This window comes from Pseudomonas sp. SWI7 (assembly GCF_006351945.1).
Taxonomy (GTDB): domain Bacteria; phylum Pseudomonadota; class Gammaproteobacteria; order Pseudomonadales; family Pseudomonadaceae; genus Aquipseudomonas; species Aquipseudomonas fulva.
Map to the genome: position 1 here is coordinate 4,208,289 of NZ_CP040930.1, position 13,271 is coordinate 4,221,559.

Below are 13,271 nucleotides of genomic sequence, written 5' to 3' on the forward strand. Positions count from 1 at the left end.
GCCGCGATTGGGGCGTGAAGCAGCCCCGGTGTTACACTGTCGGCCACATAGCCTGAATATAAAGAGGGGAGGCCAGGCTGAATCGCAGCCTGTCGCCTCCCCGAGCGTTTCTGGACCTAGCATGAGAATACTGATCATTGGCCCCAGCTGGGTCGGCGACATGGTGATGGCGCAGACCTTGTTCCAGTGCCTGAAACAGCAGCACCCCGACTGCGTGATCGATGTGCTGGCCCCCGAATGGAGCCGGCCAATCCTCGAGCGCATGCCCGAGGTGCGCCAGGCCTTGAGCTTCCCGCTCGGCCACGGTGCGCTGGAGCTGGCCACGCGGCGGCGCCTCGGCAAGTCGCTCAGTGGTCAGTACGACCAGGCCATCTTGTTGCCCAATTCGCTGAAATCGGCGCTGGTGCCGTTCTTTGCCGGTATCCCCAAGCGCACCGGCTGGCGTGGCGAAATGCGTTTCGGTTTGCTCAACGATGTCCGCAAGCTGGACAAAGCGCGTTATCCGCTGATGATCGAGCGCTTCATGGCCCTGGCCTATGCCCCGGGCGCCGAGCTGCCAAAGCCCTACCCCCAGCCCAGCCTGCAGATCGAGCCACACAGCCGTGAGGCGGCCCTGGCCAAGTTCGGCCTGGAGCTGGACCGTCCGGTGCTGGCGCTGTGCCCAGGCGCTGAATTCGGCGAAGCCAAGCGCTGGCCGGCCGAGCACTACGCCGCCGTGGCCGATGCCATGATCCGCCAGGGGTGGCAGGTCTGGCTGTTCGGCTCGAAAAGTGATCACCCAGTGGGTGAGCAGATCCGCGAACGGCTGATCCCTGGGCTGCGCGAAGAGTCCGTGAACCTGGCCGGTGAAACCTCCCTGGCCGAGGCGATCGACCTGATGTCCTGCGCAGACGCCGTGGTCTCCAACGATTCCGGGTTGATGCATGTGGCGGCGGCGCTCAATCGCCCGCTGGTCGCCGTATACGGCTCGACATCGCCTGGCTTCACGCCGCCGCTGGCCAGCCAGGTCGAGGTGGTGCGCCTGGGCATCGAATGCAGCCCTTGTTTCGATCGCACCTGCCGCTTCGGTCACTACAACTGCCTGCGTCTGCTCGAACCCGGTCAGGTCATCGCCGCGCTGACCCGTCTGGGCGGTGCGAACATCATCGACGTGCTGACCGAGGTCGACTAAGTGCGGGTACTGATCATCAAGACGTCCTCGCTGGGCGATGTGATCCACACGCTGCCAGCGCTCACCGATGCAGCCCATGCCATACCCGGCATCCGGTTCGACTGGGTCGTCGAGGAAGGCTTTGCCGAGATACCCAGCTGGCATCCGGCGGTCGATCAGGTCATTCCGGTGGCCATCCGTCGCTGGCGCAAACACCTCTGGCAGACCGTTCGCAGCGGCGAGTGGAAGGCCTTCAAGCAGCGCCTGCGCGAACGCCAGTACGACTTGGTGATCGATGCCCAGGGCCTGGTCAAGTCGGCGTGGCTGACCCGCTACGTGAAGGCGCCGGTCGCAGGCCTGGACCGGTATTCGGCCCGTGAGGGCTGGGCCAGCCGCTTCTACGACCGACGCCTGTCGGTTGCGGTCGGCCAGCATGCCGTCGAGCGCGTGCGCCAGCTGTTCGCCATGGCGCTGGCCTATGACCTGCCCGAGGGCATCGGCCGTTACGGCCTGGACCTTGAGCGCTTGCAGTTGCCGCCGGCAGCGCCCTATGTGGTTTTCCTGCACGGGACCACCTGGACCACCAAGCACTGGCCCGAGGCCTACTGGCGCGAGCTGGCCGAGCGCATGGGCCGGCGCAGGCTGGAAGTGCGCCTGCCCTGGGGCAACCCGGCCGAGAAGGCCCGGGCCGAGCGCATCGCCCAAGGCTTGAACCATTGCCAGGTACTGCCCAAGTTGAACCTGGCCGGCGTCGCACGTGTGCTGGCCGCTGCAAAGGCCTGCGTCGCCGTCGATACCGGCCTGGGCCATTTGGCGGCAGCCCTCGATGTACCGACGCTTTCGCTGTTCGGCCCTACCAATCCGGGCCTGACCGGCGCCTATGGACGGACCCAGATCCACCAGGCCAGTGACTGGCCGTGCGCACCCTGCTTGCAGAAGAAGTGCACCTACAAACCGAGCGCCGAAGACCTGCGCCGGTACGATCTGAACCGCGAGTGGCCATTGTGTTTCACTCGCCTGAATCCCGAGCATGTAGCGAGCCGCCTGAGCGCGCTGCTGCTGGCTGAGGATGTCCGTTGATGCAACTGGCTTTCGTACTTTACAAATACTTCCCCTTTGGCGGTCTGCAGCGCGACTTCATGCGCATAGCCCTGGAGTGCCAGCAGCGCGGCCACCAGATCCGGGTCTACACACTGATCTGGGAGGGCGACATTCCGCCGGGTTTCGAAGTGCTGGTGGCGCCGGTCAAGGCGATCTTCAATCACCGGCGCAACGAGAAACTCACCGCCTGGATGCAGGCCGACCTGGCCAAGCGCCCGGTAGACCGGCTCATCGGTTTCAACAAGATGCCCGGGCTGGATGTGTACTACGCCGCCGACGGCTGCTTTGAGGACAAGGCGCAGAACCTGCGCAGCGACCTGTACCGCCGCTGGGGCCGCTATCGGCATTTCGCCGAATACGAGCGGGCGGTGTTCGCCAAGGATGCCGGCACCCAGATCCTGATGATTTCCGAGGTGCAGCAGCCGCTGTTCATCAAGCACTACGGCACGCCGGTCGAGCGTTTTCACCTGCTGCCACCGGGCATTTCCCAGGATCGTCGGGCGCCGCCCAACGCTGCTGAAATTCGCGCCGACCTGCGCAAGGAGTTCGACCTGGCCGAGGATGCGTTGCTGATCGTGCAGATCGGTTCCGGTTTCAAGACCAAGGGCGTGGACCGCAGCCTCAAAGCGTTGGCGGCATTGCCCGCGCCCTTGCGCAAGCGCACCCGGTTGCTGGTGATCGGCCAGGACGACCCCAAGGTCTTCCAGTTGCAGAGCGCGACGCTGGGCCTGGGCGACCAGGTGCAGTTTCTCAAGGGGCGCAGCGATATCCCACGCTTCCTGCTGGGCGCCGACCTGCTGATCCACCCGGCTTACAACGAGAACACAGGCACCGTGCTGCTTGAAGCCCTGGTCGCCGGGCTGCCGGTGCTGGTTTCGCACGTGTGCGGCTATGCCCACTACATCGCCGAGGCCGACTGCGGTTTGGTGCTGGACGAGCCGTTCGAGCAGGAGCAGCTTAACCGCTACCTGCAGCGTATGCTCGATGACCCCGCGGCGCGGGCCGATTGGTCGCGCAACGGCCTGGCATTTGCCGACACGGCCGACCTTTACAGCATGCCGCAGCATGCCGCCGATGTAATCCTAGGGCAGGAGGGGGCATGAAATTGATCGTGGCAGAGCCCTTCAAGCGGCTTTGGGCTGGGCGCGATGCCTTCGAGGCGGTAGAAGCGCTGCAGGGCGAAGTCTATCGGGAGCTCGAGGGGCGCCGCACCCTGCGTACGGAGGTCGCCGGCGAAGGCTTTTTCGTGAAGATCCACCGCGGCATTGGCTGGGGCGAGATCTTCAAGAACCTGCTCACGGCCAAGTTGCCGGTGTTGGGCGCCGGCCAGGAGTGGCAGGCCATCGAGCGCCTGCACCAGGTTGGCGTGCCAACCATGACGGCCGTGGCTTTCGGTGAGCGGGGCGGCAACCCGGCCACTCAGCATTCGTTCATCATCACCGAGGAACTGGCGCCGACCGTCAGCCTGGAAGACTTCAGCATCGACTGGATCAGGCAGCCGCCTGCGCCACGCCTCAAACGTGCCCTGATCACGCGCGTGGCCGAGATGACCGGTGGCATGCACCGTGCCGGCGTCAACCACCGGGACTGCTACATCTGTCACTTCCTGCTGCACACCGACCGGCCCGTGACGGCCGATGATTTCAAGTTGTCGGTGATCGACCTGCACCGCGCCCAGACCCGCCCAGCCATCAGCCGCCGCTGGCGCAACAAGGACCTGGCTGCCCTGTATTTCTCAGCCCTGGACATTGGCCTGACCCAACGCGACAAACTGCGTTTTCTGCGCAGCTACTTCCAGCGCCCGCTGCGTCAGGTCATGAAGGACGAAGCTGCACTGCTCGCCTGGCTTGAGCGCAAGGCGCAGAAACTCTACGACCGTAAACAACGCTATGGGGATGCACTCTGATGGCCAGTTGGACACTGGCGCCAGGTTACGCGCACCTGGCGAATGATTTCGGCAGCCTCGAGGCGGTATTCGCCCTTCAGGGCGAACGCCTGACCCGGGATCCGCTCAGCGAAGTGGTGCGTGTCGAGCGTGAAGGCGTCAACTATTACGTCAAGCGCTACACCGGTGCTGGCAAGCACATGCGCCGCTACCTGGGTCGCCCACGTATCAAGGCTGAATGGCAGAACCTCAAGCAGTTCGCCAAGTGGGGCATCCCCACGGCCGACGTGGTCGCCTGGGGGCTCGAACGCAATGGCCTGGCGTTCGGCCGTGGCGCAATGATCACCCGCGAGCTGCCCAACACCGAGGACCTCTCGGCACTGGCCGACCGCAACGATGCCCGCCTGGCCGATCGCGCCTGGGTGGACCACATCAGCCGCCAGCTGGCACGCCACACCCGGGTCATGCACGAGCATCGCTTCGCCCATAACGATTTGAAGTGGCGCAACCTGCTGGTCGATGACCAAGGGACGCTGTTCTTCATCGATTGCCCCACGGGTGACTTCTGGCGTGGGTTCATGTGGCGCCATCGCCTGATCAAGGACCTGGCCTGCCTGGACAAGGTCGCCAAGTACCACCTTTCGGCAACCCAGCGCCTGCGCTTTTACTTGCAGTACCGAGGCCGCGACCGGCTCAATGCCCGTGACAAGAAGCGCATTCGTCAGGTACTGGGCTTTTTCGAGGGAAGGGAATGACCGACTATATGGCCAGCGCAGACCATGCGTTGCTCCAGCGCCATGGCCTGGACGACTTCGAGGCGCTGTGGGCGCTCGAACTCGACGCGGTGGACGAGCCCAATACCGGCCGCGGCGGATGGAGCAGCGTGTACCGCCTGGAACTCGAGGGCAAAGGGTATTACCTCAAGCGCCAGAGCGACTACCTTACCCGTAGCCTGCACAAGCCCTTTGGCGAGCCGACCTTCGCTCGCGAATTTCGCAATATCGTTCGCTACCAGAAGCTGCACATTCCTGCATTGGAGGCAGTGTTCTACGGTGAGCGCAAGCAAGGTGGCAAGCACCGGGCACTGTTGATGACCCGCGCGCTGGACGACTGGCGCGACCTCGACAGCCAGTTGCTGCAATGGCCCGAACTCGATGCATCGGTACGCGATGGCATGCTCCAGGCCTGCGGCCAGTTGGCGCGCACGCTGCACGGTGCTGGGCAGGTGCATGGTTGCTTCTACCCCAAGCACATCTTCCTGCGTAAGCGCAAAGAAGGCTGGGAGGCGCAGTTGATCGACCTGGAGAAGACCCGGCCCTTGCTCTTCGGCATGCGCGACCGCCTCAAGGACCTCGAGCCCTTGCTGCGCCGGGCACCGGTATGGAGCGACGGCGAGATACGCACATTGCTGGCAGCCTACCTCGCACAACCCATCGACAGCACGCTGGTCCAAACCTGGGTCAACCGCCTGGTACAACGCCGTCATCACAAGGAGGCTCGCTGATGCAGCTTTCCGAGCTGAAGGACACAGGACGCAGCCCATCGCTGCCGCTTGCCATCAACCTCGCCGATGCCGCCGGTAGCGCCGAGCTGCAGTTGCTCAGTCTACTGCGCGTGCTGCCGGGCCAGCGTTATGTGGGGGTCGGGGTATGGCGTGGCAGGCCGGTACTGGCCAAATTGCTGGTGGGCAGCAATGCCGCGCGCCAGTTCCAGCGTGAGCTGCAAGGCGTGAAGCTGCTCGCCGCGCAGGGGCTGACTACGCCGGTGCTGCTCGCCGATGGCCTGGTGGAGGGTGAGGGCGGCTGGCTGTTGTTCGAGTACCTCGATGGCGCGCAAAGCCTGGCCGATGCCTGGGCGGCGGTCGAGCACCTGCCTGTGCTCGCCGACGAGCAGCAGCAGGTGCTGGGCGAGGCCCTGGCGGCTGTGGCGCAGATGCACAAGCAGGGGCTGTGGCAGGAGGACCTGCACTTGGACAACCTGCTGCGTCATGCAGGCAAGCTGTACCTGATCGATGGGGCCGGTATCAAGGCTGAAACGCCAGGCCAGCAGCTTTCTCGCCCTCGCGTGCTGGAAAACCTTGGTGTGTTCTTCGCGCAGCTACCCAAGCGCCTGAAACCGTACACCGAGGAGCTGCTGGTGCATTACCTGTTGGCCAATGCCGAGCATGCATTGCCGATGGAGGCGTTGCAGAAGCACATAGACAAGATCCGCGTCTGGCGCCAACGCGACTTCCTGAACAAGGCCGGCCGCGATTGCAGCCTGTTCAGTGTGGAGCGCAGCCTGACGAGCCTGCGGGCTGTGGTCCGTAGCGAGGCCCAGGCCCTGTTGCCGGTGCTTGAGCAGGCGGATGAGCTGATCGACCGTGGGCACCTGTACAAGACTGGCGGCGCAGCCAGCGTGGCACGGGTCGAGGTGGATGGCCGCAAGCGGGTCATCAAACGCTACAACATCAAGAACACCCTCCACTGGCTCAAGCGCTTCTGGCGACCGAGCAGGGCCTGGCACTCGTGGATCGAAGGGCATCGCCTGTCGTTTCTCGACATCGCTACCCCGCGCCCGCTGGCGGTGCTGGAGCAGCGAGTACTGGGTTTGCGCACGCGCGCCTACCTGGTGACCGACTACATCGACGGCCCCGACCTCATCGAATGCTTTGCCCCCTTCGTCGAGCAGGGCGATGCGCCGGCCGAACAGGTGGAGGCCTTGGTGCAGCTCATGCAACAGCTGATCGGCGAGCGCATCAGCCACGGTGACTTCAAGGGGCACAACCTGTTCTGGGAGCGGGGCCGGTGGTCGCTGATCGACCTGGACGCCATGTGCCAGCACGGTAGCCAGGGCAGCTTCGCGCCGGCTTTCGCTCGGGACCGGGCGAGGCTACTTCGCAACTGGCCGGCTGAGAGTGCCTTGTACCAACGGCTGGATCAGGTGCTGCCTACAGTGACGGCATAAGCGGCAGGCAGTGCCAGCCAGTCGCTGCTTCGCCCCGGTTGGCGCACGCGTATACGCCATTGACCGTCGTGCCAGCGCAGGATTGCCCATGCGGTGGTGGTCGCAGCGGGCTGTCCGGGTATCAGCAGATGGTAGTGATCCGCCAGCAGGTGGGCACGCACGGGCAAGGCATGGCCACCGGCAAGCAAGTAAGGTTGGCCGTCGCTTTCGTACAGTTCCTTCGCCCCTTCCAGTGGGATCCCGTCTGGGGGCGCGGGAAGCTGACAGAGCTCCAGCAATGCGTTGAGGTCTGGCAGGCCGTCGTGCCACAGCACGGGTGAGTCGACGATCCATTCACCTTCAGCGTTCCGTCTGACCGCCACCTTGCTGTAGGCATCGGTTTTCCTGGGGTCTATGGCACGCCAGCGATAACCGTCGAACGCCACCTGATAGTACCGGCCTTGCTTGTCCTGGATGTAGTAGAGGGCCAGTCCCGCACGTTCGGATGGCTTTTCATACACGCCTTCGCTATGGATGCCGTCGATTCGGTAACGCAACTTGGCGGTGTCCGGACGTACCTGGAAGGTAGGCGGTAGCATCAAGGGTGGGTTGGGAGGCATGGCGCGAATGGCGCGCCTGATCACTGTCGTGCCGCCGATGCTGTTGACCCCGTCGCTCATGTGGGTAAAAGCCTCCACCATATGCTTGAGCACGCCTACCCGATCTTTCTTTTCCAGCGCTTCAAGGCTGTCCAGCACGCTCAGCACCGCGCGGGCGAATGCCAACGGCGCCAGGCCACGTACCGGAATCACGAAGCTGAGCAAGTCGAGTATTATCCACAACGCATGCAGGCTGGCCTCGCCCAGCAGCTCCAGTTTGGTGTTAGTGCTGGCATCGACCGTCGACATGAGCGCGCGGACCTCTGCCAGATAACAGGCGTGCAAAAAATTGCCGGAGATGACCGGGCGACTCAGACGCTGAGCGAGCCCGCCCTTGGTCAGCAAGCGCTCGATGGTTTTGCGCCGGGCCAAGGGTATGCGGTCCATCACGTAGGTGCGTAGATCCGGGTTGGCGCGGAGCGATCGGATCAGCGCACGCGCATTGGCATATTCGCGCCAAGGCCTGCGATCCGGTGCATCTGGCGCATACACCAGAAAGCGCTGCATTTGCGGTGTTTCAGGCGTGATCAGCAGTACCCCCTGTACGGTGTGCCCGGCAATCAGCAACTGCCGTACACTCAGGCGGTTCTCTTGCACCAGGGGGCGCCAGTCGCTGTCGGGGTAGTTGAGCACGGTCCTGCTCCAGCGATAGCCCTGCTCAAGCGGGTCGAGCATGAAGTGGCCGGCATAGCGGGCTTTGGCGGCTTCAGCCCGCATGCGAGCACAGTTGATTCGCGCATGTGCATCCCGTCGCCACTGGCCTTGCTCCAGATCGATCAGGTGGCTGCGTAGAAAGCGTGAATAGCTGTCGCCGACATTGAGCTCACGGACCATCTGCCGAGCCTGCGCAGGGGACAAGCCTTGAATGTTTGTCTCGTCCTTATGGTGGACTCGAGCGGTCAGCCAGTAGTCCAGGTCCAGCAAGCCCACATTCACCAACGCCAACTGATCCAGACTGTAGGTTTGCCTGACCAACTCCACGGTGTCCCCTGTCTGCGGCCGGCTAGCGATGGGTATATAGCTGCTGGGCTGAGCTGGAGGCATCACCGGGCCGGTCTGACGGGCAATGGTGACGCTGATGAAGATCTGTTCGGGTGCCAGATCGAGTTGGTGGTCCAGTCTCAATCGCTCGCTGAGGCGGGCGCGGGTCCACTGCAGCAGGCTGTTGCGTTCGGTGAACTGTTCAAGCGTAGGAATGCCCGACGCTGCGGCCTGATCGATGGCCACGATCAGCTCCTGCATCGTCTGCATGATATGCGTGAGCCCTTGGGTAGAGGTCTTCTTGAGCCAGGCAGGAGCGTGCTTTTCAAGCAGCAGGCCATAACGCGTCGGCAGCGCTGCCTTGCTGGTCACCCAAGGCAGCAGGTCTGCGGCCGTTGCCAGGCGTTCGGCGAACCCAGTTTGATCCACGGGTTGGCTGCCCCATACCGCGTTCAATCGCGCCCGCTGGGCATCGATCAAGGCCTGAATCTGGACTTCCACTAGATCGTCGGGCAGCCAGTCGTAACGCAGTCGTTGTGCGTTATGGGCGCGGTCGGCATCACCAGGCGCCAGTAGCTTGAGCATCGGCTGACTTTGCAGGGGATCATCCAGCCGCTCGCACAGCTCAAGGTGCAGGCTCTGGACATCGGCGAACGCTTCGATGCCGTGGGAGAGGCTGCATAACAAGGCTGGGCCGCCGGCCGCATCGCCCGTCATCATCTGTCCCTCGATACTGCCTTGTACAAGCAGTATGGCGCCGGGCAAGTAGGCCCGCCAGTTGGGTCTTGAGCAATCGAGCAGCAGCCGATAGAGCTGTGGGCGCTTGGACGCTTCGATGCCCTGGCGAGTCCAGGACATGGGTTGGTCAAGGCACATCTGTAATAGCGATGCTGCCGGAGGCTCCAGTGTTGCGTCAGCGATGCGCAGGTCCATTTCGGCCTGAAGCTGTTGTCGCCGAAGCGCAATGAGCCGAGCACGGCGGTTGCTGCCTGCTTCGTCCGGCAGGTTCCAGTAGTCTGCCAGCGCGCCGAAGAATTGTTGCCGGCCCGCCAGCGGTGAAAGCTGCAGGTCTGGTAAGGGCAGGGGAGCCAGTAGGGCAGTGATTTCAGCGTCGAATGACTCGAAATGTTGCAAGGGTGAGACGGATGACATGGTGCGAACTCCTTTAGAGAGATCGCGAGCCTGGGCGATATGGCAGGGGCATGCGTGCTAGCCCGCTACCGCCATCACGTAGTAAGGGCCGGCTGCCTGACCCGTTGCCTATAGGCCGTGGCGCTGGGCCATCCGACGTCGCCAGTTCTGCAGGCATTGCTCAAGTTGCGCCGGGCTCTGGATGTGCTGGCGGCGCGCCTGGCTCAAGAGAATCAACGCCAGCTCTGCGGTCACCTGTGCGTCGGCGCTGGCGTGATGACGCGCTTGTACCTGCAGCTCGAAACGCGCTACCCAGTCATCGAGACCGGCTTCTCGCAACACCGTGTCGGGATTGAGCATGGGTGCCAGCTCGGCCACATCGAGGAAGGGTATTTGCAGACGATGACCCAGGCTCTGCCGGAGGGCCCGTGCCAGCATGCGCTCATCGAACGGCGCATGGAAAGCCAGCACCGGGCTGGTGCCAATGAACTCGAGCAGGTCAAGCAGTGCGTGCCCTGGGTCGCAGCCCGCTGCCAGGGCGCTTGGGCCCAGGCCGTGTATCAGGACGCTGGGGTTGGTCTTCTGCTCAGGTCGGTACAGGGTCCGCTCGAACTGCTGCGAGAAGTCCACTGCCCCGTCCTCGATGGCCACTGCGCCTATGGACAGGACTTGATCGCGGTTGGTGTTCAGGCCACTGGTTTCCAGGTCAAGTACCACCCAGCGCTGCTCGCGCAGGGTGCAGGTGCCAAGCGCGGTGGGTAGGGGCAAGGCCGCCAGGCGTTCGCGCTGCGAAAGCGCCAGTTGCGGAGCTTGGGGGCGCAGCCATGCGAAGAAGCTCACAGCTGGTACCTCATGGCCAGGCTGCTTTGCAACCGCTGAGCCTGGCGCAACGACTCGCGCAGGATGCGCCGGTCCAAGTGGTTGAGGCTGTCTGGGTCCAGGCGGTTGGAGTAGGCCAGGTTGTCGCGTGCCTGGCGTTGATGTTGCTGCATGCGGGTCTGCTGGATGAAATGGTACGCCTCTTCGTAGGCGGCGCCGTCCAGGGGATCGATCACACCCTTGACCACCAGTTGGCGGATGCGCTCCAGGGTATTGCAAGCACCGATCCCATGGGCCAGCGCCAGCACACGTGCGCCATCGACGAAGGGCGTCAGGCCCTGAACCTTGAGGTCCAGGGTGCCAGCCTTGTCAGTGCCCTGGCGTGTCAGCACGAAGTCGCGCAGACGCCCCACAGGCGGGCGTTGGCGCAGGGCGTTGTCAGCCAGCATGCGTTGGAAGATACGGTTGTCGGCTATCTGCGTCAGCAATGTGCTGCGCAACGCCTCGCACGTGTGTTCGTCGCCCCAGACTACTCGCAGGTCGAAGTAGATGCTCGAGCCGAGTAGGTTCTCCGGGCTTGCGTCACGCACGAAGCCGGCAAAGCGCCGTGACCACTCGCTGTGCGACAGGCACAGCGCAGGGTTGCCGGCCATGACATTGCCCTTGCACAGGGTAAAACCGCACTGCGCCAGGCATTGGTTGATGTACTGCGCCAACGGTAGCAGCCGCGCCCGGATGGCCTGCGCTTCGGTGTCATCGGCCGCGTCGAAGAGGATACCGTTGTCCTGGTCGGTGTGCAGGGTCTGCTCGCGCCGCCCTTCACTGCCAAAACAGAGCCAACTGAACGGCACCCCCGGATCGCCACGTTCTGCCAGCGCCAGTTCGATGACCCGGCATACCGTGTGGTCGTTGAGCAAGGTGATGATCTGGGTGATCTGCGTAGAGGAGGCACCGTGGGCGAGCATGCGCTCGACCAACTGACTGATTTCGCCTCGCAGGGAAACAAGCGTGTCCAGGCGCGGCGCATGACGAATGGTACGCGCCAGGTGCACAAGGTCCACCCGCTGCAGGGAAAACAGATCGCGCTCGGACACCACCCCACACAACCGCCCGCTCTCCACCAGGCACACGTGCGCGATATGCCGCTCGGTCATCGCCATGGCCGCATCGAAGGCACTCGCCTGGGGGCTCAGGTAGAACGGTGCGGCGGTCATGTGCCGTGCAATGGGTGCACCCAGATCGGCATCGGCTGCGGCAACCACCTGGCGCAGATCGCGCAAGGTGAAAATGCCCGTCGGCTGGCGCTGCCCATCGACGATCACGATCGAGCCAACCTGCTGCTCATGCATCAGCCGCACGGCTTCGCGCAGCGGTGTCTCGGGGGCGCAGGCCACGGGGTGACGCATGGCCAGTTCGCCTAGCGGTGTATTGAGGGAATACTGGGTACCCAGGGTTTGCACCGCCTGTTGACGGACCTGTTGGTTGACCTGATCCAGAAGACTGCTGACCCCTCGCAAGGCGAAATCGCGGAACACCTCGGAAAGGGAAAAGACGCGGATGAATGCCGCCTTGTTCAGTTGCAGGCAGAAGGTGTCGTCACCGGCCAGGTGCTCCGTACGCGTGGCTCGCTCGCCGAGCAAGGCTGCCAGTGGAAAACACTCGCCGTGGGTAATCTCGAACGTGGTTTCGACGCCGGGTTTGACCAGGTGCTGCCGCTCACCAACGACGCGGCCCTGCTTGACGATGTAGAAGTGCTCGACCGGCCCGTCGCTTGGCTTGATGATGCTTTCGCCGCTGGCGTAGAAGCGCAGCTGGCACTGCTCGACCAAGTAGGCCAGATGGCTCTGCTCCATCTGGTTGAAGGGCGCAAAGCGCTGCAGGAATTGCAGGGTGCCCTGGATGTTTTGCAGCACTGCCGTTCTACCCGCTTGCTGGTAGGCGTCTTTTTTGCTCATCGACCTGACCGTATCGCTACGCCGAACTATATATATCTATCTATAGGGTCGGCTTTGTTGTTTTCGGCATTCATGGTCGGCCTGCAGAGGGCGTGGTGCCCATTGGACGTAAGTCTAGGGCACGAACACGTCAATAATCCGACGAAAGGTAAATTGGGTGTCGGAGAATCTGCGGTCTTACCAGTAGAGCGAATGGATACGAGACGACCATGTCCGAGCACACCGATATCTTGAGCGACGCAGAGCGTGCGGCACTCGCTGCTGTGAGTGCGCCGCCGCCTGCCCGGCCGGTAGTGCTCGTGGTCGACGATAATCCGGTCAACAGCGAAGCCTTGATGTTGTATCTCAAAAGCAAGGGTATCGACGGCATGACGGCCGATGGCGCCCAGGAGGCGCTGTTCAAGCTCCATTGGGAGCCTCGCATCGCGCTGATGATCACCGACCTGCGGATGCAGCCCGAGGATGGGCTGTACCTTATCCACAAGGTGCGCGAGATGCAGGAAGCGGACCGGGCTGCGCTTTCGATCATCGTGGTATCAGGCGATACCGATGTGAAAGAGGCCGTTGATGTCATGCACCTGGGGGTTGTGGACTTTCTGTTGAAGCCCGTCGACCTGGCGAAACTGCTCGAACTGGTGAAGCGCGAATTGAAGCTGGCCTGATGT

The 13,271-nt window shown here is 63.3% G+C and carries 11 protein-coding genes; 8 read left to right on the top strand and 3 right to left on the bottom strand.

Features of this window, described 5'->3' with window-relative positions; genetic code table 11:
* The first annotated feature begins 121 nt into the window (after window positions 1–121).
* The 7 genes from waaF to FH041_RS19275 are packed head-to-tail and all read left to right on the top strand — an operon-like array spanning window position 122 to window position 7,082.
* Window positions 122–1,171: a lipopolysaccharide heptosyltransferase II gene (waaF, locus tag FH041_RS19245; protein ID WP_027913581.1), complete on the top strand. Its 1,050-nt coding sequence runs from the start codon at window positions 122–124 to the stop codon at window positions 1,169–1,171.
* A complete protein-coding gene (gene waaC / locus FH041_RS19250; RefSeq protein ID WP_028686647.1) occupies window positions 1,172–2,230 on the top strand; it encodes a lipopolysaccharide heptosyltransferase I in 1,059 nt (352 codons plus the stop codon).
* Window positions 2,230–3,354 (top strand): glycosyltransferase family 4 protein, encoded by a 1,125-nt coding sequence (locus tag FH041_RS19255; RefSeq protein WP_028686646.1) that lies wholly within the window; start codon window positions 2,230–2,232, stop codon window positions 3,352–3,354. The genes waaC and FH041_RS19255 overlap by 1 nt, the downstream gene beginning before the upstream one ends.
* Window positions 3,351–4,157 carry a lipopolysaccharide core heptose(I) kinase RfaP gene (gene rfaP / locus FH041_RS19260; protein WP_027913584.1) on the top strand — a complete coding sequence of 269 codons (807 nt, stop codon included), beginning with the start codon at window positions 3,351–3,353 and terminating at the stop codon, window positions 4,155–4,157. Before FH041_RS19255 ends, rfaP begins: the two co-directional genes overlap by 4 nt.
* Complete coding sequence (locus FH041_RS19265; RefSeq protein WP_027913585.1) at window positions 4,157–4,891, top strand: lipopolysaccharide kinase InaA family protein; 735 nt, start codon at window positions 4,157–4,159, stop codon at window positions 4,889–4,891. Before rfaP ends, FH041_RS19265 begins: the two co-directional genes overlap by 1 nt.
* Entirely contained in the window at window positions 4,888–5,640 is a 753-nt protein-coding gene (locus tag FH041_RS19270) for a lipopolysaccharide kinase InaA family protein (protein WP_132578171.1), read from the top strand. The genes FH041_RS19265 and FH041_RS19270 overlap by 4 nt, the downstream gene beginning before the upstream one ends.
* Entirely contained in the window at window positions 5,640–7,082 is a 1,443-nt protein-coding gene (locus FH041_RS19275) for a lipopolysaccharide kinase InaA family protein (RefSeq protein ID WP_132578173.1), read from the top strand. Before FH041_RS19270 ends, FH041_RS19275 begins: the two co-directional genes overlap by 1 nt.
* On the opposite strand, the gene FH041_RS19280 is transcribed toward FH041_RS19275, so the two are convergent.
* From FH041_RS19280 to FH041_RS19290, 3 genes are all read right to left on the bottom strand, one after another.
* Entirely contained in the window at window positions 7,055–9,853 is a 2,799-nt protein-coding gene (locus FH041_RS19280) for a dermonecrotic toxin domain-containing protein (RefSeq protein ID WP_140174967.1), read from the bottom strand. The two genes, FH041_RS19275 and FH041_RS19280, sit on opposite strands and share 28 nt — an antisense overlap.
* A gap of 108 nt (window positions 9,854–9,961) precedes the next feature.
* A complete protein-coding gene (locus tag FH041_RS19285; RefSeq protein ID WP_027913589.1) occupies window positions 9,962–10,672 on the bottom strand; it encodes a PolC-type DNA polymerase III in 711 nt (236 codons plus the stop codon).
* Window positions 10,669–12,606 carry a DUF294 nucleotidyltransferase-like domain-containing protein gene (locus tag FH041_RS19290; protein WP_027913590.1) on the bottom strand — a complete coding sequence of 646 codons (1,938 nt, stop codon included), beginning with the start codon at window positions 12,604–12,606 and terminating at the stop codon, window positions 10,669–10,671. Before FH041_RS19290 ends, FH041_RS19285 begins: the two co-directional genes overlap by 4 nt.
* Window positions 12,607–12,815: 209 nt before the next feature.
* Here FH041_RS19290 and FH041_RS19295 point away from each other — a divergent pair, with 209 nt between their 5' ends.
* Complete coding sequence (locus FH041_RS19295; RefSeq protein WP_027913591.1) at window positions 12,816–13,268, top strand: response regulator; 453 nt, start codon at window positions 12,816–12,818, stop codon at window positions 13,266–13,268.
* Window positions 13,269–13,271 lie beyond the last annotated feature (3 nt).